This window comes from Paralimibaculum aggregatum, from assembly GCF_030270585.1.
Taxonomy (GTDB): Bacteria; Pseudomonadota; Alphaproteobacteria; order Rhodobacterales; family Rhodobacteraceae; genus Thermohalobaculum; species Thermohalobaculum aggregatum.
Window position 1 is genome coordinate 14,546 of record NZ_BSYI01000039.1, and the last position, 20,772, is coordinate 35,317.

The window sequence follows — 20,772 nt, forward strand, 5'->3', positions numbered from 1 at the left end:
CCTGCCGGCCCGGCCCCCGCCGGGCAAGACCGAGGAATCACCCGATGAATGCCCCCGCGCCCCATCCGCTGATCGCCGCCGCCGCCGCGGCGCTCGAGGAGATCACCGCCGCCGGCACCCGGAAATCCGAGCGCGAGATCCTCTCCCCGCAGTCGAGCCACATCCGCGTCGCCGCCGATGGCGGCAGCGGCGAGGCGATCAATCTCTGCGCCAACAACTATCTCGGGCTGGCCGACGATCCGCGGCTGATCGAGGCGGCCAAGGCGGCGCTCGACAGCCACGGCTTCGGCATGGCCTCGGTGCGCTTCATCTGCGGCACGCAGGACCTGCACCACCGGCTCGAGCGGCGCATCGCCGGCTATCTGCGCACCGAGGACGCGATCCTCTTCCCCTCCTGCTTCGACGCCAATGGCGGGCTCTTCGAGCCGCTGCTCGGGCCGGAAGACGCGATCATCTCGGACGCGCTCAACCACGCCTCGATCATCGACGGCATCCGGCTCTGCAAGGCGAGGCGCCTGCGCTATGCCAACAACGACATGGCCGAGCTCGAGGCCCGGCTAAGGGAGGCCGAAGGCGCCCGGCACAAGCTGATCGCCACCGACGGGGTGTTCTCGATGGACGGGATCATCGCCGACCTGCCGGCGATCTGCGACCTCGCCGAGCGCTACGGCGCGATGGTGATGGTGGACGACTGCCACGCCACCGGCTTTCTCGGCGCGCGCGGCGCCGGCACGCCGGAGCTGACCGGCACCGAGGGGCGGGTGCAGATCCTCACCGGCACGCTCGGCAAGGCGCTCGGCGGCGCCTCGGGGGGCTATGTCGCGGGGCCGGCGGCGATCGTCGAGCTGCTGCGCCAGCGCGCCCGGCCCTATCTCTTCTCCAATGCCGTGGCGCCGCCGATCTGCGCCGCCTCGCTCGCCGCGATCGACATCGCCGAGGCCGCCACCGGGGCCCGCGCCCGGCTCGAGGCCAATGCCGCGCGCTTCCGCGAGAAGATGACCGCGGCGGGCTTCACCCTGGTGCCGGGGCGCCACCCGATCATCCCGGTGATGGTCGGCGATGCGGCGCTGGCCGGGCGGCTGGCTGCCGACCTGATGGCGGCCGGGCTCTATGTCGTGGCGTTCTCCTACCCGGTGGTGCCGAAGGGCCAGGCGCGCATCCGCACGCAGATGTCGGCCGCCCATACCGAGGCCGAGATCGACCGCGCGGTGGACCTCTTCACCGCCGCCGGCCGCGCCCACGGCCTCGTCTCCTGAGCCCCCGAGAGGAACACCGCCATGCGCGCACTGGTCAAGGAAACCGCCGCCCCCGGGCTCGCCCTCCGCGATGTCGACCGGCCGGAGCCCGGCCCCGGCGAGGTCCGCATCCGGGTCGAGCATGTCTCGATCTGCGGCACCGACCTGCACATCTACAACTGGGATGCCTGGGCCGCCGCCACCGTGCCGGTGCCGATGGTGATCGGCCACGAGTTCGTCGGCCGCATCGAGGCGCTGGGCCCGGGGGTGGAGGACTACCACATCGGCCAGCGGGTCTCCGGCGAGGGGCATATCGTCTGCGGCCATTGCCGCAACTGCCGGGCCGGGCGCGAGCATCTCTGCCGCGCCACCAAGGGCGTCGGCGTCAACCGCCCCGGCGCCTTCGCGGATTACCTGGTGATCCCGGCGCATAATGTCTGCCCGATCCCGGACAGCATCGCCGATGCCCAGGCCAGCGTGCTCGACCCGCTCGGCAATGCGGTGCACACCGCGCTCGGCTTCGATCTGGTCGGCGAGGACGTGCTGATCACCGGCGCCGGGCCGATCGGGCTGATGGCCGCCGCGGTCTGCCGCCATGCCGGCGCGCGCCACGTGGTGGTGACCGATCTCAACGCCGAGCGGCTGAAGCTCGCGACCCGGATGGGCGCCTCCCGCGGCGTGGTCGCCGGCGAGGAGAGCCTGAAGGACGCGATGGCCGCGCTCGGCATGCTCGAGGGCTTCGATGTCGGCCTCGAGATGTCCGGCGCCGGGCCGGCGCTGTCCGAGATGATCGAGGCGATGAACAATGGCGGGCGGATCGGGCTGCTCGGCATCTTCAAGGGGCCGGTGCAGGTCGATCTCAACAAGGCGATCTTCAAGGGGCTCGAGTTCAAGGGCGTCTATGGCCGGGAGATGTTCGACACCTGGCACAAGGCGCTGGCGATGCTGGAGAGCGGGCTCGACATCACCCCGGTGCTGACCCACCGCTTTCCCTTCGAGGACTACGAGCAGGGCTTCGCGGCGCTCAACCGGGGCGAGGCCTGCAAGGTGGTGCTGGATCTGGTCTGACCGGCGCCCCCCTTCCCACGGGACCTGAACCGATTTAGACAGCCGCTCCGGCGGCCTTGGCAAGGGACGGACAGCATGGCACGGATGCTCGGCGCGGTGGCGGACGATTTCACGGGCGCGACGGATCTCGCCTCGATGCTCACGCGCGGCGGGCTCGCCACCGTGCTGCAGCTCGGGGTGCCGGAGGCCGGCGCCCCCTGCCCCGAGGCGGGCGCGGTGGTGGTGGCGCTGAAGTCGCGCACCGCGCCGGTGGCCGAGGCGGTGGCCGAGAGCCGCGCGGCCTGGGCCTGGATGGCCGGGGCGGGCATCGGCCGGGCCTATTTCAAGTATTGCTCCACCTTCGATTCGACCCCTGCCGGCAATATCGGCCCGGTGGCCGAGGCGCTGATGGCCGATACCGGCGCGCCCTACACCGTCTACACCCCGGCGCTGCCGGAGAACGGGCGCACGATCTACATGGGCAAGCTGTTCGTCGGCGACCGGCTGCTCTCCGAGACCGGGATGGCGAAGCATCCGCTGACGCCGATGACCGATGCCGACCTGGTGCGCGTGCTGGCGCCGCAGCTTGCGCCGGGCGCGGCGGCGGGGCTGGTCGGCTGGCCGGTGGTGCGGCAGGGCGCGGCGGCGATCCGCGCGGCGCTGGAGGCGCATGCGGCCGAGGGCCGGCGGCATCTCGTGGTCGATGCGGTGGCGCAGGGCGATCTCGATGCGCTGGCCGAGGCGGTGCGCGATCTGCCGCTGGTGACGGCAGGCTCGGGGCTCGGGATCTCGCTGGCGCGGGTGCTGACCGGCACCGCGGGCGAGGCCGATCCCCCCGCCCTGCCGGCGGTCGGCGGCCCGGCGGCGCTGCTCTCGGGCTCCTGCTCCGAGGCGACCAATGCGCAGGTGGCGCGCTGGGAGGCCGATGGCGGGCGCCTCTTCCGGCTCGACCCGCTGGCGCTGGCGGCCGGCGACGAGACGGTTCCGGACGCGATGCGCGCGGCGCTGGCCGAGGGCCCGGCGCTGCTGGCCGCGACCCAGCCGCCGGAGCAGGTGGCGCGGGTGCAGGCCGAGCTCGGCACCGCCCGGGCGGCGGCGCTGGTCGAGGAGGCGCTGGCCCGCACCGCGCGCCGGCTCCGCGCCGAGGCCGGGGTGCGGCGCTTCATCGTCGCCGGCGGCGAGACCTCGGGCGCGGTGGCGCAGGCCCTCGGCGCGACCCAGCTCCGCGTCGGCCGCTCGATCGCGCCGGGGGTGCCCTGGTGCACCACGCTCGGCCCGGAGCCGGTCGCGCTGGCGCTGAAATCGGGCAATTTCGGCGCCGTCACCTTCTTCGCCGATGCGCTGGAGACGGCGCCATGAGCCACCGCATCGGCCCCGAGGAGGCGAAGCTCCGCGAGGAGATCTGCGTCCTCTCCGCCTCGCTGTTCAACCGCGGCTATGGCTGCGGCGCCTCCGGCAATGTCTCGGTGCTGACCGAGGCGGGGATGATCGTCTCGCCGACCGGCAGCTCGATGGGAAGGCTCGACCCCGAGCGGCTCTCGCTGGTGGCGCCGGACGGCACGCATCTGGCCGGCGACAGGCCCTCGAAGGAGGCCTTCCTGCACCTCGCGATGTACGAGGAGCGGCCGGAGATGCGCTCGGTGGTGCATCTGCACTCGACCCATTCGGTGGCGCTCTCCTGCCTCGAGGAGATCGACCCGGAGGACGTGCTGCCGCCGATCACCGCCTATTACGTGATGCGCGTCGGGCGCTGCCCGCTGGTGCCCTATTTCGCGCCGGGCGACCGGGCGCTGGCCGAGGCGGTGCGCGGCGTGGCGCGCCATGCCCATGCGATGCTGCTGGCCAATCACGGGCCGGTGGTGGCGGGCAAGGGGCTGGATGCGGCGGTCGCCGCGGCCGAGGAGCTGGAGGAGACGGCGAAGCTCTACCTGATGCTGCGCGGCGAGAAGACGCGGTTTCTCACCCAGGCCCAGGTGGCGGATCTCAGGCTGCGCTTCCCGTCGTGAGCCGGCGCCGCTCAGGCGCCGGGATCGAGCGCCCAGATCTCGACCGTCTTTTCCGTCACCATCGGCGCCACCGCCCGGTCGAAATCGCGGAAATGCGGGCTGGCGAGATGGCTCTCGAAGGCGGCGCGGTCGTCGTAGATCTCGTAGAGGAACACCCGCTCCGGCCGCGGCGGGTCGAGGCAGATCTCGAAGCGCCGGCAGCCCGGTTCGAGGCGCAGGCTGTCGGCCGCCTGCCGCCGCATCCGGCCCAGGAAGGCCGCGGCCATCTCGGGCTCGATCTCGAAACGCACGGTCACGACATACATGCCTGCTGTCCTCCCTTGCGGAATGGGGCTTGTCTCCCTCCGGCATCCTGATCTAAATCGATTTAAATGCCAAGCTGAAAGGGGCAGGCCGATGAGATTCCCGATCGGGCCCGATGCCATCCGCTTCCACGGCGCCGGGCTCAGGCGGCCGGAATGCGTGCTCGCCCATGCCTCGGGCCTGCTGATCGCGCCGGACTGGACGCCCCCCGGCGGGGTCAGCCTGATCGCCCCGTCCGGGCGGGTGCACCGGCTGCTGGCGACCCGGCCGGAGCCGGGGATCGACCTGCCGGTCCGCGCCAACGGCATCGCGCTCGAGCCCGGCGGCACGATCCTGGTCGCCCATCTCGGCGAGACCCGCGGCGGCATCTACCGCCTGCACCCGGACGGGCGCTGCACGCTGGTGACCGACAGCATCGCGGGCTGCCCGATGCCGCCGGCGAATTTCGTCGCCGCGGATGCCGAAGGCCGGCTCTGGATCACCATCTCGACCACCCGGGTGCCGCGGGCGCTGGACTATCGCCCGGATGCCGCCTCCGGCCTCGTCGCCGTGCACGAGGGCGGCGAGACCCGCATTGCCGCCGAGGGGCTCGGCTACACCAACGAATGCCTGATCGCGCCGGATGGCGGCACGCTCTGGGTCAACGAGACCTTCGCCCGCCGGCTCACCGCCTTTCCCCTCGCCGGCGCCCGGCTCGGCGCCGGCCGCACCCATGCCGGCTTCGGCCCCGGCACCTTCCCGGACGGGCTGGCGCTCGACGAGACCGGGGCGCTGCTGGTCACCTCCATCGTCTCCAACCGGGTGATCCGCGTCGCCCCGGACGGGCAGGCCGAGACGCTGCTCGAGGATGTCGACCCGGCGCATCTCGCCTGGGTCGAGGCAGCCTTCCAGGCCGGCGAGATGGGCCGGCAGCATCTCGACACCGCCGGCGGGCGCCGCCTCGCCAACATTTCCAACCTCGCCTTCGGCGGGCCGGACCGGCGCACCGCCTGGCTCGGCTGCCTGCTCGGCGAGGCCGTCGCCGCCTTCGAGGCCCCCGCACCGGGCCACCCCCTGACCCACTGGGAGGCCGAGATCGGCCCCCTCGCAAAGCTGATGGAGACCGCCTGATGAGCAGCAATTCCGGATTTCGCGTGGCGGTGTTCCCCGGCGACGGCATCGGCGCCGAGATCACCGAGCCGACGCTCCGCCTGATCGAGCGCGCCGCCGCCCGCGCCGGCGCCCCGCTGCCCGACTGGTCGCATTGCGATGCCGGCGCCGTGCACTACCGCGACCACGGCACCGCGCTGCCGAAGCGGTCGATCGCCACCGCCGACGCCGCGGACGCGATCCTGCTCGCCGCCATGGGCCTGCCGGCCGTGCGCTATCCCGACGGGCGCGAGATCACCCCGCAGATCGACCTGCGCATGGAGTTCGGCCTCTATGCCGGGGTGCGCCCGGTGAAGCCGATCCCCGGCGTGCGGCGCGTTCTCGCCGACCCGCGCGCGCATGACATCGACTATGTGATCCTGCGCGAATCCACCGAGGGGCTGTTCGCCCCGCAGGCCCCCGGCACCCGCGACGGCGACCGCGAGGCGCGCGAGACCATGGTGATCACCCGGCCGATCTGCGAGAAGCTGTTCGACTTCGCCTTCCGGCTCGCCGATGCCCGCGGCGGCCAGCGCAAGGTGACCTCGGTCGACAAGGCCAATGTCTTCGGCGCCTTCGCCTTCTGGCGCGAGGTGTTCGAGGCGCGCGCCGCGGCGCATCCCGGCATCGGCGCCGAGAGCGTCTATGTCGACGCCTTCGCCATGACCATGGTGCAGAAGCCCTGGAGCATCGACGTCGCGGTCACCGAGAACATGTTCGGCGACATCCTCTCCGATCTCGGCGCGGCGCTGATGGGCGGCATGGGCTATGCCCCCTCGGCCGATATCGGCGACACCCATGCGGTGTTCCAGCCCTGCCACGGCTCGGCGCCGGACATTGCCGGCAAGGGCCTCGCCAACCCCACCGCGATGATCCTCTCGGCGGCGATGATGCTCGACTGGCTCGGCACCCGCCATGCCAGCCGCGAGACGGCACGGGCCGGCGCCCTGCTGCGCGCGGCGGTCGAGGCGGCCTTCGCGCCGGGGCGGCTGGTGACCTGCGAGCTCGGCGGCGATGCCGGCACGGCGCAGGTCTTCGCCGCGGTCGGCGATGCGCTGGAGCGCCAGGATGCCTGAGGCGGCGCTGCCGGAGCGGGTGCGCGTCGGCGTCGTCGGCGCGGGCTATTTCGGCCGCTTCCACCTCGATGCCTGGGCGCGGATCGGCGGCGCCGCGCTGGTCGCGGTGGCGGAGCCGGACGCGGCGCGGGCAGCCGGGGCGCTCGCCGGCCTGCCGGAGGGCGCGCGGCCGCGGGTCTATCCCGGCGTTGCCGAGATGCTGGCGGCGGAGGCGCTCGATCTCGTCGACATCACCGCGCCGCCGGCGGCGCATCCGGCGATCCTCGAGGCGGTGCTGCCGCGGGTCTCGCACGCGATCTGCCAGAAGCCGTTCTGCGGCGGGCTCGAGGCGGCGCGCGCCGCCTCCGCCCTCGCGGCCCGGCACGGCACCCGCCTCGCGGTGCACGAGAACATCCGCTTCCAGCCCTGGAACCAGGCGGCGCGGGGGCTGATCGAGGCCGGCGCCATCGGCGCGCCCTACCAGGTGACCTTCCGCCTGCGCCCCGGCGACGGCCAGGGCGCCCGCGCCTATCTCGACCGGCAACCCTATTTCCGGGCGATGCCCCGCTTCATGGTGCACGAGACCGCGGTGCACTGGATCGACACCTTCCGCTACCTGCTCGGCGAGATGACCGGCGTCTGGGCGCAGCTCCGGCGCATCAACCCGGCGATCGCCGGGGAGGATGCCGGGGTGATCCTGTTCGACTTCGCCAGCGGCGCGCGCGGGCTCTTCGACGGCAACCGCTGCGCCGACCACGGCGCCGAGAACCGCCGGCTGACCCTCGGCGAGATGTGGATCGAGGGCGCGGCGGGCACGCTCCGCCTCGACGGCGCGGGCCGGCTCTGGCTCCGGCGCTTCGGCGAGACGGAGGAGGCGCAGCAGCGCTTCGCCTGGCAGGACCGGCATTTCGGCGGCGACTGCGTGCATCGCTGCGCCGCCGGCATCCTGGCCGACTGGCGCGCCGGGCGCCCCTCGCCGATGGAGGCCGCCAGCTACATCCGCAACCAGGAGATCGAGGCGGCGGTCTACGAGAGCGCCGCGACCGGCCGGCACATCCCGCTCTGAGCCCGCCCCGGGCCCCGCGCCAGTGGCGTCACGCCGCCGGCCCCGCGCCAGCGGCGTCACGCCGCCGGCCTCACTCCACCGCCGGCAGCGGGCGGTGCGGCAGCGGCTCAGGCAGGCCCATCAGCCCCTTGCGGGCGTGCAGCAGCTGGTCGATCTCGTGGCGCACCGCGGTCCAGACGAAGGGCACGCAGTCGTCCAGCACCCGCTCGCGCGTCTCGAGATCGCGGAACTTCTCGCCATGCTCGCGGATCAGCGCCGAGTTGTCGAAGAAGAACCGCTCGGCATAGCGCACCCGGTCGACCGAGGTCCGCACCGCGTTCGACGGATGGCCGAAGACGTATTCCGACATCACGAAATACATCTGCTCGAGCAGCGTCTCGGCGACGGCGCGGGGATAGCGCGCCTTGCTCCAGCTCTCGGTCTCGAGATGGAACAGCAGCGCCACCCGGCACATCCGGAACTGCGCCTCGCCCGGCGGGATCTCGACCTGCGCGGCGGCCGGCGCGCCGCCCAGCGCCGCCGCCAGCCCGAGCGCCGCCAGCCCCTTCGCCAGCCGCTTCGCCAGCCGTTTTGCCGGCCGCCTCAATAGGTCGCCCGCCCGCCGGAGATGTCGAACACCCCGCCGGTGGTGAAGCTGGTCTCGGCCGAGGCCAGCCAGCAGATCATGCCCGCCACCTCATCCACCGTCACGAAGCGCCCGCGCGGGATCTTCGAGAGCATGTAGCCGATATGCTCCTCGGTCATCTGGTCGAAGATCGCGGTGCGGGCCGCCGCCGGGGTCACGCAGTTGACCGAGATGTCCTGGCCCGCCAGCTCCTTGCCGAGCGATTTGGTCAGCGCGATCACCCCGGCCTTGGCGGCGGAATAGGCCGAGGCGTTGGGGTTGCCCTCCTTGCCGGCGATCGAGGCGACGTTGACGATGCGCCCGTAGCCGCCCTCGACCATGCCCGGCACCACCGCCTTGCAGCAGTGGAACACCGCGTCGAGGTCGATCGCCAGCACCCGGCGCCACTCCTCCACCGGATACTCCGCCACCGGGGCGTTGAGCCCGGCGATGCCGGCATTGTTCACGAGGATCTCGATGCCGCCCATCTCCGCCGCGGTGCGGGCATGGGCCGAGCGCACCGCCGCCCAGTCGGTCAGGTCGACATCGACATAGCCCGCGCCGAGCTCCTCCGCCGCGGCCTGGCCGAGCGCCCGGTCGACATCCCAGATCGTCACCTGCGCGCCGCTGGCGATCATCCGCTCGACCACCGCGCGGCCGATGCCCTGCGCGCCGCCGGTGACGATGGCGCGTTTGCCCTCGAGATCGATCCTGTTCATCCGGTCCCTCCCTGACAGGTTTGGCGCGAGCTTACGCGGGCCGGCCGGCACGGGGCAATCCGCGCTCTTCACGCGGCGGGAGGATCGGCTAGCCTCGGAGCCATCAAGAACGCTCCGGGAGGACACCCATGATTCGCGCAACCACCGCGGCCCTTGCGGCCGCGCTCCTCGCCGTCCCTGCCCTCGCCTACGAGCCGCTGGTCGAGAAGCAGGTCTTCGAGGCCGAGAGCTTCACCACCCAGGGCGGCAGCGAGATCGCCGGGCTGCGGCTCGGCTGGGAGGCCTATGGCACCCTCAACGAGGCCCGCGACAACGTCATTCTGATCACCCACTACTTCTCCGGCAACTCGCACGCCGCCGGGCGCTACACCGAGGACGGCGCGCGCGGCTACTGGGACAGCATCATCGGCTCGGGCAAGCCGATCGACACCGACCGGTTCTACGTCGTCTCGATGGATACCCCGGTGAACCTCGGCGCCCATCTGCCGGATGTGACCACCACCGGCCCGGCCACCACCAACCCGGCCACCGGCGAACCCTGGGGGATGGACTTCCCGATCCTCACCATCCGCGATTTCGTCGAGACCCAGCGGATGCTGCTCGACAGCCTCGGGGTGGAGAAGCTGCACGCGGTGATGGGCGCCTCGATGGGCGCGCTGCAGGCCTATGAATGGGGCGCCGCCTATCCCGGCCGGGTCGGCCGGGTGATCCCGGTGATCGGCTCGGGCTGGGCGGATGGCGACCTGATCGCCTGGCTCAACATCTGGGGCGCGCCGATCCGGCTCGACCCGAACTGGAACGGCGGCGACTACTATGGCGGCGAGCCGCCGCTGGCGGGGCTGGCCGAAGCGCTCAAGATCGTCACCCTGCACGCGCAGTCGGCGGAATGGTCCAACGGCGTCTTCGGGCGGGCCTGGGCCGATGACGGCGCCGACCCGGCGGCGAGCTTCGACAACCTCTACCGGATCGAGGCGGTGCTCGACGGCGCCGGCATGGGCCGGGCCAAGACCTCCGACGCCAACCATTTCCTCTATCTCGCCAAGGCCAACCAGCTCTTTTATGCCGGCCATGGCGACAGCCTCTATGCCGGGCTGCTGGCGATCGACGCGCCGGTGCTGGTGATCCACACCGACGAGGACCTGGTGTTCCCCGGCAATGCGGTGCGCGAGACCGCGAGCATCATCCGGTCCGACGGCACGCCGGTGACGGTGGTCGAGCTCGAGGGCACCCGCGGCCATCTCGACGGCGTGCTCGGCATCGCCCAGGCCGGCGCGGCGATCCGCGCCTTCCTCGAGAACTGAGCCGCCTGCACCCCGGGGGAGCCGCCCTGCCGCGGCTCCCCCGCTTGACCGCGCCGCCCCCGGCCCGATAAATCGATTTAACATCCGACCGAGATCCGCCGGCCCCGCCGCGCGCCCTCCGAAACCGGCCCCAGGGGGACCCGACCTCATGCAGATCCGGCACAATTTCTACTCCGACACCCAGACCCGCCCGCCGCGGGCCATGCTGGAGACCGCGCTGACCGCCGAGACCGGCGACGAGCAGGGCATGCTCGACCCCACCACCCGCGCGCTCGAGGAGCGCGTCGCCGAGCTGCTCGGCATGGAGGCGGCGGTGTTCCTGCCCTCCGGCAGCATGTGCAACGAGATCGCCGTGGCGGTGCATTGCCGGCCCGGCGACGAGGTGATCTGCCACCGCGTCTGCCACCTGATCGAGGCCGAGGGCGGCGGCCCGGCGGCGCTCTCGGGGGTGATGATGCACCCGCTCGACAGCCCCGACGGGCAGTTCGGCGCGGCCGAGGTGACGGCGGCGATCCGCGAGCCCTCGCGCTACAGCCCGCGCTCGCGGCTGGTCGCGGTGGAGCAGACCTGCAACCTCGCCGGCGGCACGGTCTGGCCGGTCGAGCGCCTCCTCGAGACCGGCCGCGCGGCGCGCGCCGCCGGCCTCGCGGTGCATATGGACGGCGCCCGGCTGATGAACGCGGTGGTCGCCTCGGGCCGCCCCGCCGCGGCGCACACCATGGAATGCGACAGCGCCTGGATCGACCTGACCAAGGGCCTCGGCTGCCCGGTCGGCGCGGTGCTCGCCGGCAGCCGCGGCTTCATCGAGGAGGCCTGGCGCTTCAAGCAGCGCTGGGGCGGCGCGATGCGCCAGTCCGGCGTGCTCGCCGCCATGGGGCTCTACGCGCTCGACCACCATGTCGAGCGGCTCGCCGACGACCATGCGCTGGCCGCCGGCATCGCCGACCGGCTCGGCCGCTTCGATCTGGTGACCGACATCCTGCCGGTGACCACCAACATCGTGATCTTCGACCTGCACCCGGCGGGCCCGGATGCCGAGACCGCCGCCGCCCGGCTGCTGCAGGACGGCGTGCGGGTCAGCGTGTTCGGCCCGCGCCGGCTCAGGGTGGTCACGCATCTCGATGTCGGCGCGGCGGATGCGGAGGCGCTGATCGCGGCCTTCGCCAGGCTCGACTGATGGGGCAGCCCCCCGCAAGAACAGGGACCGAGAGGGAAGGAACCAAGCGATGAAACTGTTGCGTTACGGGCCTGCGGGCGCCGAGAAGCCCGGCATCCTCGATGCCGCCGGCCGGATCCGCGATCTCTCCGGGGTCTCGCCGGATCTCGAGGGCGAGGCGGTCGGCCTCGCGGCGCTCGACAGGCTGCGCGCGATCGACCCGGAGAGCCTGCCGCCGGTGGCCGGCGAGCCGCGGATCGGCGCCTGCGTCGCGCGCACGCCGACCTTCCACTGCGTCGGGCTCAACTATGTCAACCACGCCAAGGAGAGCGGCATGGCGCCGCCGACCGAGCCGGTGCTGTTCAACAAGGCGGCCTCGGCGCTGTGCGGCCCGTTCGAGCCGATCATCCAGCCGAAGGGTTCGACCAAGCTCGACTACGAGGTCGAGCTCGGCATCGTGATCGGCGCGCGCACCCAGCACATCTCCGAGGCCGATGCGCTCTCGGCGGTGGCCGGCTACTGCGTGATCAACGATGTCAGCGAGCGGGCCTTCCAGAACGAGCGGCTCGGGCAGTGGGTCAAGGGCAAGTCCTCGCCGAATTTCGGGCCGACCGGGCCCTGGCTGGTCACCGCCGACGAGGTGCCGGACCCGCAGGCGCTGGGCTGCTGGCTCACCGTGAACGGTGAGGACCGGCAGCGCTCCAGCACCGCCGACATGATCTTCTCGGTGCGCGAGATCGTCTCCTACCTGTCGCGCTTCATGGTGCTGATGCCGGGCGACCTGATCGCCACCGGCACGCCGGAGGGCGTGGCCATGGGCATGACCCCGCAGGCCTGGCTGACCCCGGGCGACGAGGTCCGTCTCGGCATCGACGGGCTGGGCGAGCAGGCCCAGACCGTCGTCGCCTTCCCGGGCTGAGCCGATGCGCGTTCTCATCATCGGCGGCGGCGGCTTTCTCGGGCAGAAGCTGGCCCGCCGCCTCGCCGCCGCGGGCGAGCTGGCGGGCCGCGCGATCACCGCGCTGACGCTGGCCGACCTGGCGCCGCCGGCGCCGGTGACCGGCCGCGTCGCCTCGCAGTCGCTGGCGCTCGACATCACCGACATGGCCGCCACCGGCGCGTTGATCGGCGCCGGGCACGACGTGATCTACCACCTCGCGGCGGTGGTCTCCGGCCAGGCCGAGGCGGAGTTCGACCTCGGCATGGCGGTCAATCTCGACGGCGCGCGCCATGTCTTCGAGGGCGCCCGCGCGCTCGGCGCCGCCGAGGGCAGCCGGCCGATGGTGATCTTCACCTCCTCGATCGCGGTCTATGGCGGCGAGCTGCCCGAGCCGATCCCGGACTGGGCGGGGCTGACCCCGACCAACTCCTACGGCGCGCAGAAGGCCGCCGGCGAGCTGATGCTGGCGGACTATTCCCGCAAGGGCTTCCTCGACGGGCGCGCGCTGCGCCTGCCGACGATCTCGATCCGCCCGGGCAAGCCGAACAAGGCCGCCTCCTCCTTCATGTCCTCGATCTTCCGCGAGCCGCTGCAGGGCGAGCCGGCGATCTGCCCGGTGAGCCCGGACTACACGCACTGGTTCCTCTCGCCGCGGGCCTGCATCGAGAACCTGGTGCACGCCGCGACGATCCCGGACGAGACCTGGGGCCCGCGCCGGGCGCTGGCCCTGCCCGGGCGCACCCACCGCATCGGCGACATGGTCGAGGCGATGCGCCGCGTCGCCGGCGACGCGCCCTGCGAGCTGATCCGCTGGCAGCGCGACCCGGAGATCGAGAGCATCGTGCTCGGCTGGAAGGCGCGGCTCGACCCGGCCCGCGCGCTCGAGCTCGGCTTCGTCGCCGATGCCAGCTTCGAGGACAACATCCGCTACTTCCTGGAGGACGACATCCTCCCCGCCAGCCATTGAGGCCCAGATGACCGACCGAACCGCCCCCCTCGTCCTCCTCGTCACCGGCGCCTCCAGCGGCATCGGCCGCGCCACCGCCGAAGCCGCCGCCCGCGCCGGGCACAAGGTGGTGCTGGCGGCGCGCGGCGCCGAGAAGCTCGAGGCCGTGGCCGCCGAGATCGGCGGCGGCACGCTCGCGGTGCCGACCGATGTCGCCGACCCGGCCTCGGTCGAGGCGCTCTTCGCCCGCATCGGCGAGACCCATGGCCGGCTCGACGCGGTGTTCAACAATGCCGGGGTCTCGCTGCCGACGACGCTGGTCGGCGATGTCTCCTGGGAGGACTGGCGCCGGGTGGTCTCGATCAATCTCGACGGCGCCTTCCTGATCGCCGCCGCCGCGTTCCGGATGATGCGCGCGCAAAGCCCGCAGGGCGGGCGCATCGTCAACAACGGCTCGATCTCGGCGCATGCGCCGCGCTACGGCTCGGTCGCCTACACCGCCTCCAAGCACGCGATCACCGGGCTCACCAGGTCGCTGGCGCTCGACGGGCGGGCCTTCTCCATCGCCTGCGGCCAGATCGACATCGGCAACGCCGCCTCGGCGATGACCGCGCAGATGACCGGCGGCGTGCCGCAGGCCGATGGCGAGATCCGCGCCGAGCCGGTGATGGACGTGACCCATGTCGCCGCCGCGGTGCTCTCGATGATCGAGCTGCCGCTGGCCAGCAACGTGCTGTTCCAGACCATCATGGCAACCAACATGCCCTTCGTCGGGCGCGGCTGAAGCAGAAAGAGGGAGGGCGGCATGACGTACCGGCTCGATCACGTGAACATCCGGACGGCGGACCCCGAACGGCTGGTGGAGTGGTATGGCCGGGTGCTCGGGCTCGAGAGCGGCTGGCGCCCGCCCTTCGATTTCCCCGGCGCCTGGCTCTATGCCGGCGAGCATCCGGTGATCCATCTCGTCGGCGTCGCGGTGACCCCCGGCGCGGCGGCGGATGCGGTGCGGATCGAGCATTTCGCGCTGTCCGGCGACGATCTCGAGGGGTTCCGCGCGCGGCTCGCGGCCGCCGGCGTCGAGAGCCGGGAGCGCCCCGTGCCGGGGACGGATATCCTGCAGTTCAACCTGCGCGACCCGGACGGCAACCACCTGCATATCGACTTCCGCACCGGCGAAACCGGCTGAGGGCGGCCGGCGCCGGGTGAAATGGCCGGCCCGTTCACCGGATCTTAACGCCGATGGGGTGTAACGGGGGCGTCGCGCGACACGTGCGGCGGGTCGGGTGCGATACGTCCCGTTGCAGAGAGGCTCCTGGCAAGAGCCTTCCCCCCCCCGGGCGGCCGCCCATTCTCTCTCTCCCCCCCTTGGTCCCAAGGACCGCCGGACGGCCGATTTCCCCCCGCGAGCCCCCGTTCCAGAGGCCCGGCCCCCGCCGCGCCGCGCGCAGCCCGTGGCGCCGCGCCGGCCGGGCTGCGCCCGCAGACCGGCATCGGCAGACCCGCGCCCGCGGACCGGCGCCCGCGGACCGGCGCCCGCGGACCGGCGTCGGCAGACCCGCGCGCGCGGATCGGCGCCCGCAGACCAGCGTCAGCAGACAGGCGTCGGCAGACAGGCGTCGGCAGACCGGCGCCCGCAGACCCGCCTCAGCAAACCGGCGCCCGCGGACCGGCGTCAGCAGACCGGCGTCAGCAGCGGGTCGCCGGCGAAATGCGCCGCCATGTTGCGCACCACCAGGTCGCCCATCGCCATGCGGGTCTTCACCGTCGCCGAGCCCTGATGCGGCGAGAGCACCACGTTCTCCATGGCGTAGAGCGTCTCGGGCACCTGCGGCTCCTCGGCAAACACGTCGAGCGCCGCGCCCCCCAGCCCGCCGGAGCCGAGCAGATCGACCATCGCGTCCTGGTCCACGATCGAGCCGCGGGCGACATTGACGAGGCAGCCCTCCGGCCCCAGCGCCTCGAGCACGGCGCGCGAGACGATCCCCTCGGTCGCCGGCGAGCCGGGCGCGATCACCACCAGCCAGTCCACCGCCCGTGCCATCTCCTCGAGATCGGCATAAAAGGGATAGGGCTGGTCGGCCTGCCGGCTGCGGCCGTGATAGACCACCTCCATCCTGAAGGCCTGGGCGCGGCGCGCGATCTCCTTGCCGATGCGCCCGAGCCCGAGGATGCCGAGGCGCCGCGCGGTGAGCTCGCCGGTCAGCGGGAAGTTCCCCTCCGCCGCCCAGCGCCCGGCGCGGACATAGGCATCGGCCTGCGGCAGCCGCCGGCAGAGCGCGATCATCAGCCCGAGGGTCATCTCCGCCATCGCGTCGTTGAGCACGTCCGGCGTGTTCGAGACCTTGATGCCGCGGGCCTTGCAGGCGGCGATGTCGATCGCGTCGTAGCCCACGCCATAGGAGGCGATCATCTCGAGCGCCGGCAGCGCCGCCATGATCCCGGCCTCGAGCCCGGCATGGCCGTTGGTCGCCACCGCGCGGATGCGCGGGCCCGCCTCGGCCAGCAGCGCCGCCCGGTCCGGCAGCTCCCAGAGCCGGTGGACGGTGTGCGCCGCGCCGAGCGCTGCCTCCACATGGGGCATCATCGGCGCGATCTGCAGAATCTCGGGCATCGGGTTCTCCTCTTCTAAATCGATTTAAAAAACACATTGACCGAGCTTTGCCCCGGTCTCAATATCCAATTGGCCGCAGGCTGCGAGCGGGCGCCAGACCCGCCGCATGGGAACGGAGACCAGGGGAGGGCGGCGGCGTCATGGCGTCAGTCACCATTGAAAACGTGCGCAAGGCCTTCGGCGAGACCGAAGTGATCCACGGCGTGGACATCGCCATCGCCGACGGCGAGTTCGTCGTGCTGGTCGGGCCGTCGGGCTGCGGCAAGTCGACCCTGCTGCGGATGATCGCCGGGCTCGAGTCGATCACCGCCGGCGAGGTGAAGATCGCCGAGCGGGTGGTCAACCGCCTGCCGGCGAAGGCGCGCGACATCGCCATGGTGTTCCAGAACTACGCGCTCTACCCGCACATGACGGTGTTCGAGAACATGGCCTTCTCGATGCGGCTGCGCAAGGCGCCGGCGGCGGAGGTCGAGAGCCGGGTGCGCGAGGCGGCCGGCATCCTCGGCCTGCAGCCGCTGCTGCAGCGCTTTCCGCGCCAGCTCTCGGGCGGGCAGCGCCAGCGCGTCGCCATGGGCCGGGCGATCGTGCGCGACCCGCAGGTGTTCCTGTTCGACGAGCCGCTGTCCAACCTCGACGCCAAGCTGCGGGTCGCCATGCGCACCGAGATCAAGGCGCTGCACCAGCGCGTCGGCGGCACCACGATCTATGTCACCCACGACCAGATCGAGGCGATGACCATGGCCGACAAGATCGTCGTGATGCAGGGCGGCAATGTCGAGCAGATCGGCGCGCCGCTCGAGCTCTACGACGCGCCGGACAACCTCTTCGTCGCCGGCTTCATCGGCTCGCCGGCGATGAACTTCCTGCGCGGGCGGGTCGAGGCCGACGGCGCCGGCACGGTGTTTGCCTCGGCCGACGGCGCGCGGCTGCCGCTCGGCGAGCGGCGCGGGCTGGAGGCGGGGCGCGAGGTGGTGCTCGGCTTCCGCCCGGAGCACATCGCGCTCGGGCCGGACGGCACGGGCATCGGTGTCGAGGTGGTGGTGACGGAGCCCACCGGCTCGGAGGTGCAGGTCGTCGCGCGCCATGGCGGCGACGAGGTGGTCGCGGTGTTCCGCGAGCGCCACCAGCCGGCGCCGGGGACGCGGCTCAGCCTCGCCCCCGATCCGGCGCAGATCCACGTGTTCGACGCGGAGACGGGCCGGACACTCAGGGCCTGAGGGCCGCATCGCCCGGGACCCGCGGAAGACGGGCGCCGGGCCGGACTGAGGGGGCGCCATCCGCGCCCGGCAAGCCAGGGAGGACGACCATGATCTCACGCCGTTCACTTCTGAAGGGCTCTGTGGCGCTCGGCGGCGCTGCGGTGACCCTCGATCTCGCGGGCTGGGCCAAGGCCTGGGCCGCGGACGACATGATGTACGCGCCCGAGGAGGGCGCGAGCCTGCAGCTGCTGCGCTGGAAGCGCTTCGTGCAATCCGAGGAGGACAGCTTCCTCGCGCTCGTCGCCGCCTTCACCGCGGCCACCGGGGTCGCGGTCGAGGTGCTCTCGGAGAGCATGGACGACGTGCAGCCGAAGGCCTCGGTGGCGGCCAATGTCGGCACCGGGCCGGACATGTTCTGGGGGCTCTACTCGCTGCCGCACCTGTTCTCCGAGAAATGCATCGACGTCACCGATCTGTGCACGCATCTCGGCGAGAAATACGGCGGCTGGGCGCCCTCGGCCGAGGTCTACGGCACCTCGGGCGACAAGTGGATCGCGGTGCCGGTGGCCTACAACGCCAACCTGATCAACTTCCGCATCTCGGCGATGAACGAGGCCGGCTTCTCGGAGATGCCGGGCGATCTCGAGGGCTTCCTCGAGCTCAACAAGGCGCTGAAGGGCATCGGCAAGCCCGGCGGCATGGCGCTCGGCCACGCCTCCGGCGACGGCAATGCCTGGGTGCACTGGGTGCTCTGGGCGCATGGCGGCTACCTCGTCGATGCCAATGACGAGGTGATCATCAACAGCCCGGAGACCGAGGCGGCGCTGGAATACGCCAGGCAGCTCTACGAGGCCTGGATCCCCGGCACCGCGTCGTGGAACGACGCCTTCAACAACAAGGCGTTCCTGGCCGAGGAGGTCTGGCTCACCAACAACGGCGTCTCGATCTATGCCGCGGCCAAGCGCCAGGCGGCGGAAGACCCGAAGATGGCGATGATCGCCGAGGACATGGACCACGCCTTCTGGCCGATCGGGCCGGCCGGCAAGCCGACCGAGTTCCACATCTGCTACCCGCTGCTCGGCATGCAGTACACCAGGTATCCGAACGCGGTGAAGGCCTTCATGCAGTTCCTGATGGAGGCGGAGCACTACGAGCCCTGGCTGGAGGGCGCGGTGGCCTATCTCAGCCATTCCTACAAGGCGGGCGACGACTTCGCCTTCTGGAGCGCCGATCCCAAGCTGGTGGCGGCCAAGCCGGCGGCCTGGCGGACCTCGACCGCCGGCCATCTCGGCTCGGTCGGCGAGAAGGCGGCGGCGGCGCTGGCCGATTTCATCGTGCTCGACATGGTGGCCAATGCCTGCTCGGGCCGCGAGAGCGTCTCCGGCGCGATCAAGATCGCCGAGCGCCAGGCCAAGCGGCTGTATCGCTGAGACGCAGCCGGGGCGGCGCCGCCGCCCCGGCCATCCGACCCGACCCGGGAGACAGGCCCGATGGCCGAAACACCGCTCGAGACCGCCCGCCGGGCCGCTGCCCCGGACGACGCCGCCTCCGCCTGGACGCGGCTGCAGTCCAACCGCAACTGGCTCGGCTTCTGGTTCATGCTGCCGGCGGCGGCCTTCCTGATCCTGTTCCTGGCCTATCCGCTGGGGCTCGGGGTCTGGCTCTCCTTCACCGATGCCAAGGTCGGCTCGGAGGGCGAATGGATCGGGCTGGAAAACTACGAATGGCTGCTCGGCGTGGCGCCGGTCTCCGACTTCCTCGGGATCATCGCCAACGAGCTCTTCGGCACCGAGTTCGAGCTGGAGGGCGACACCACCTTCTGGCTCTCGGTGTTCAACACGCTGCTCTACACCGTGGTGGCGAGCGCGATAAAATTCGCCATCGGGCTCTACCTGGCGCTGCTGCTGAACCGGCACATGCCGTTCAAGGCGATCATCCGGGCGGTGGTGCTGATCCCCTTCATCGTGCCCACCGTGCTCTCGGCGATCGCCTTCTGGTGGATCTTCGACACGCAGTTCTCGATCCTCACCTGGATGCTGCAGGGGCTCGGCGCGATCGCCGAGGACCACCAGATCAACTGGCTGGGCGACGAGACCATGGCGCGGGCCAGCGTGATCTTCGCCAATATCTGGCGCGGCGTGCCGTTCATCGCGATCACCCTGCTGGCCGGGCTGCAGACCGTCTCGGCCTCGCTCTACGAGGCGGCGGTGATCGACGGCGCCACCCGCTGGCAGATGTTCCGCTACATCACCTACCCGCTGCTGACCCCGATCATCGCCGTGGTGATGACCTTCTCGGTGCTGTTCACCTTCACCGATTTCCAGCTGATCTGGGTGCTGACCCGCGGCGGTCCGTTCAACGCCACGCATCTGATGGCGACGCTCTCCTACCAGCGCGCGATCCTCGGCGGCTATCTCGGCGAGGGGGCGGCGATCTCGACCGCGATGATCCCCTTCCTGCTGGCCGCGATCATGTTCTCCTGGTTCGGGCTGCAGCGGCGCAAGTGGCAGCATGGAGGCCGCGATGACTAGAACCGGCGAGCCGAGGGACAGCGCGGTGCAGGTCACCGGCGATGCCGCGGATCACCGCGAGGGGATCGACCATCTGGAGACCCGGCTGTCGCGGATGGTGACGCTCTGGCTGCCGCTCGGGATCATCATGCTGGTGCTGCTGTTCCCGTTCTACTGGATGACGCTGACGGCGATCAAGCCGGATGCCGAGCTGATCGACCTCGACACCACCAACCCGCTCTGGACCTGGCACCCGACCTTCAAGCACATCTACGTGCTGCTGTTCGAGACCGACTACCCGGTCTGGCTGTGGAACACGATGTCGGTGGCGATCGGCTCCACCGTGCTGTCGCTGATCGCCAGCGTCGGCGCCGCCTATGCCATCGTGCGGCTGCGCTACCGCGGGGCCAACTGGGTCGGCGGGGCGATCTTCCTCGCCTATCTGGTGCCGCCCTCGATCCTGTTCATCCCGCTGGCCAAGGTGGTGTTCGACTACGGGCTCTTCGACACCCCCTTCGCGCTGATCCTGACCTATCCGACGATCCTGATCCCGTTCTCCACCTGGCTGCTGATGGGCTATTTCAAGACCATCCCCTTCGAGCTCGAGGAATGCGCGCTGATCGACGGCGCGACGCGCTGGCAGATCCTCGTGCGGATCGTGCTGCCGCTGGCGATCCCGGGGCTGATCTCGGCCTTCATCTTCTGCTTCACGCTGTGCTGGAACGAGTTCATCTATGCGCTCACCTTCATCTCCGACCAGTCGAACAAGACGGTGCCGGTGGCGATCGTGACCAACTTCACCGATGGCGACATCTTCCGCTGGGGCTCGATCATGGCCGGCGCGCTGGTCGGCTCGCTGCCGCTGGTGGTGCTCTACGCCTTCTTCGTCGAGCACTACGTGGCGGCGATGACGGGGGCGGTGAAGGAGTGAGACGCCCCGCGCCGC

General features: G+C 71.6%; 21 protein-coding genes. 17 read left to right on the forward strand and 4 right to left on the reverse strand.

From position 1 onward, the window contains the following. Nucleotides 1-44: 44 nt before the first annotated feature. From QSJ97_RS19015 to otnC, 4 genes are all read left to right on the forward strand, one after another. Entirely contained in the window at nucleotides 45-1,256 is a 1,212-nt protein-coding gene (locus QSJ97_RS19015) for a glycine C-acetyltransferase (protein WP_285673674.1), read from the forward strand. A gap of 21 nt (nucleotides 1,257-1,277) precedes the next feature. After that, nucleotides 1,278-2,303 (forward strand): L-threonine 3-dehydrogenase, encoded by a 1,026-nt coding sequence (gene tdh, locus QSJ97_RS19020; RefSeq protein WP_285673675.1) that lies wholly within the window; start codon nucleotides 1,278-1,280, stop codon nucleotides 2,301-2,303. Nucleotides 2,304-2,378: 75 nt separating this feature from the next. Next, a complete protein-coding gene (gene otnK, locus QSJ97_RS19025; protein WP_285673676.1) occupies nucleotides 2,379-3,641 on the forward strand; it encodes a 3-oxo-tetronate kinase in 1,263 nt (420 codons plus the stop codon). Next, nucleotides 3,638-4,288: a 3-oxo-tetronate 4-phosphate decarboxylase gene (gene otnC / locus QSJ97_RS19030; RefSeq protein WP_285673678.1), complete on the forward strand. Its 651-nt coding sequence runs from the start codon at nucleotides 3,638-3,640 to the stop codon at nucleotides 4,286-4,288. The genes otnK and otnC overlap by 4 nt, the downstream gene beginning before the upstream one ends. A gap of 11 nt (nucleotides 4,289-4,299) precedes the next feature. On the opposite strand, the gene QSJ97_RS19035 is transcribed toward otnC, so the two are convergent. Further along, nucleotides 4,300-4,593 carry a putative quinol monooxygenase gene (locus QSJ97_RS19035; protein WP_285673680.1) on the reverse strand — a complete coding sequence of 98 codons (294 nt, stop codon included), beginning with the start codon at nucleotides 4,591-4,593 and terminating at the stop codon, nucleotides 4,300-4,302. A 91-nt stretch (nucleotides 4,594-4,684) separates the two neighbouring features. On the opposite strand from QSJ97_RS19035, the gene QSJ97_RS19040 reads away from it, so the two are divergent. From QSJ97_RS19040 to QSJ97_RS19050, 3 genes are read left to right on the forward strand one after another with little or no spacing between them, the layout of a single operon-like run. Next, nucleotides 4,685-5,701, forward strand: coding sequence for an SMP-30/gluconolactonase/LRE family protein (locus tag QSJ97_RS19040; RefSeq protein WP_285673681.1), 1,017 nt, complete (start codon nucleotides 4,685-4,687; stop codon nucleotides 5,699-5,701). Continuing rightward, complete coding sequence (locus QSJ97_RS19045) at nucleotides 5,701-6,795, forward strand: isocitrate/isopropylmalate dehydrogenase family protein (RefSeq protein ID WP_285673683.1); 1,095 nt, start codon at nucleotides 5,701-5,703, stop codon at nucleotides 6,793-6,795. The genes QSJ97_RS19040 and QSJ97_RS19045 overlap by 1 nt, the downstream gene beginning before the upstream one ends. Then, nucleotides 6,788-7,840, forward strand: a complete 1,053-nt coding sequence (locus QSJ97_RS19050; RefSeq protein ID WP_285673685.1) for a Gfo/Idh/MocA family protein — start codon at nucleotides 6,788-6,790, stop codon at nucleotides 7,838-7,840. Before QSJ97_RS19045 ends, QSJ97_RS19050 begins: the two co-directional genes overlap by 8 nt. A 70-nt stretch (nucleotides 7,841-7,910) precedes the next feature. Here QSJ97_RS19050 and QSJ97_RS19055 read toward each other — a convergent pair whose 3' ends face one another. Further along, a complete protein-coding gene (locus QSJ97_RS19055; protein WP_285673686.1) occupies nucleotides 7,911-8,426 on the reverse strand; it encodes a hypothetical protein in 516 nt (171 codons plus the stop codon). Continuing rightward, a complete protein-coding gene (locus QSJ97_RS19060) occupies nucleotides 8,423-9,163 on the reverse strand; it encodes an SDR family NAD(P)-dependent oxidoreductase (RefSeq protein ID WP_285673688.1) in 741 nt (246 codons plus the stop codon). The genes QSJ97_RS19055 and QSJ97_RS19060 overlap by 4 nt, the downstream gene beginning before the upstream one ends. A 128-nt stretch (nucleotides 9,164-9,291) precedes the next feature. Here QSJ97_RS19060 and QSJ97_RS19065 point away from each other — a divergent pair, with 128 nt between their 5' ends. From QSJ97_RS19065 to QSJ97_RS19090, 6 genes are all read left to right on the forward strand, one after another. Next, complete coding sequence (locus QSJ97_RS19065; RefSeq protein WP_285673689.1) at nucleotides 9,292-10,464, forward strand: E22 family MetX-like putative esterase; 1,173 nt, start codon at nucleotides 9,292-9,294, stop codon at nucleotides 10,462-10,464. A 148-nt stretch (nucleotides 10,465-10,612) separates the two neighbouring features. Further along, complete coding sequence (locus QSJ97_RS19070; RefSeq protein WP_285673691.1) at nucleotides 10,613-11,641, forward strand: threonine aldolase family protein; 1,029 nt, start codon at nucleotides 10,613-10,615, stop codon at nucleotides 11,639-11,641. Nucleotides 11,642-11,690: 49 nt separating this feature from the next. Further along, entirely contained in the window at nucleotides 11,691-12,539 is an 849-nt protein-coding gene (locus tag QSJ97_RS19075) for a fumarylacetoacetate hydrolase family protein (RefSeq protein WP_285673692.1), read from the forward strand. Between the two features lie 4 nt (nucleotides 12,540-12,543). After that, nucleotides 12,544-13,527 (forward strand): D-erythronate dehydrogenase, encoded by a 984-nt coding sequence (denD, locus tag QSJ97_RS19080; RefSeq protein ID WP_285673693.1) that lies wholly within the window; start codon nucleotides 12,544-12,546, stop codon nucleotides 13,525-13,527. A 7-nt stretch (nucleotides 13,528-13,534) separates the two neighbouring features. Beyond that, the gene (locus QSJ97_RS19085) at nucleotides 13,535-14,290 is read left to right on the forward strand and encodes an SDR family oxidoreductase (RefSeq protein ID WP_285673695.1); all 756 of its coding nucleotides are present in this window, start codon (nucleotides 13,535-13,537) and stop codon (nucleotides 14,288-14,290) included. 21 nt (nucleotides 14,291-14,311) lie between these two features. Further along, nucleotides 14,312-14,692, forward strand: a complete 381-nt coding sequence (locus tag QSJ97_RS19090) for a VOC family protein (RefSeq protein ID WP_285673696.1) — start codon at nucleotides 14,312-14,314, stop codon at nucleotides 14,690-14,692. 486 nt (nucleotides 14,693-15,178) lie between these two features. Here the strand turns inward: QSJ97_RS19090 and QSJ97_RS19095 are convergent, their stop codons facing one another. Then, nucleotides 15,179-16,117, reverse strand: coding sequence for a 2-hydroxyacid dehydrogenase (locus QSJ97_RS19095; protein ID WP_285673697.1), 939 nt, complete (start codon nucleotides 16,115-16,117; stop codon nucleotides 15,179-15,181). Nucleotides 16,118-16,257: 140 nt separating this feature from the next. On the opposite strand from QSJ97_RS19095, the gene QSJ97_RS19100 reads away from it, so the two are divergent. From QSJ97_RS19100 to QSJ97_RS19115, 4 genes are all read left to right on the forward strand, one after another. Beyond that, nucleotides 16,258-17,334: an ABC transporter ATP-binding protein gene (locus QSJ97_RS19100; RefSeq protein WP_285673698.1), complete on the forward strand. Its 1,077-nt coding sequence runs from the start codon at nucleotides 16,258-16,260 to the stop codon at nucleotides 17,332-17,334. An 89-nt stretch (nucleotides 17,335-17,423) separates the two neighbouring features. Continuing rightward, entirely contained in the window at nucleotides 17,424-18,746 is a 1,323-nt protein-coding gene (locus QSJ97_RS19105; protein WP_285673700.1) for an ABC transporter substrate-binding protein, read from the forward strand. 60 nt (nucleotides 18,747-18,806) lie between these two features. Beyond that, complete coding sequence (locus QSJ97_RS19110) at nucleotides 18,807-19,847, forward strand: carbohydrate ABC transporter permease (protein ID WP_285673703.1); 1,041 nt, start codon at nucleotides 18,807-18,809, stop codon at nucleotides 19,845-19,847. Continuing rightward, nucleotides 19,840-20,757 carry a carbohydrate ABC transporter permease gene (locus QSJ97_RS19115; RefSeq protein WP_285673704.1) on the forward strand — a complete coding sequence of 306 codons (918 nt, stop codon included), beginning with the start codon at nucleotides 19,840-19,842 and terminating at the stop codon, nucleotides 20,755-20,757. The genes QSJ97_RS19110 and QSJ97_RS19115 overlap by 8 nt, the downstream gene beginning before the upstream one ends. Nucleotides 20,758-20,772: the final 15 nt, after the last annotated feature.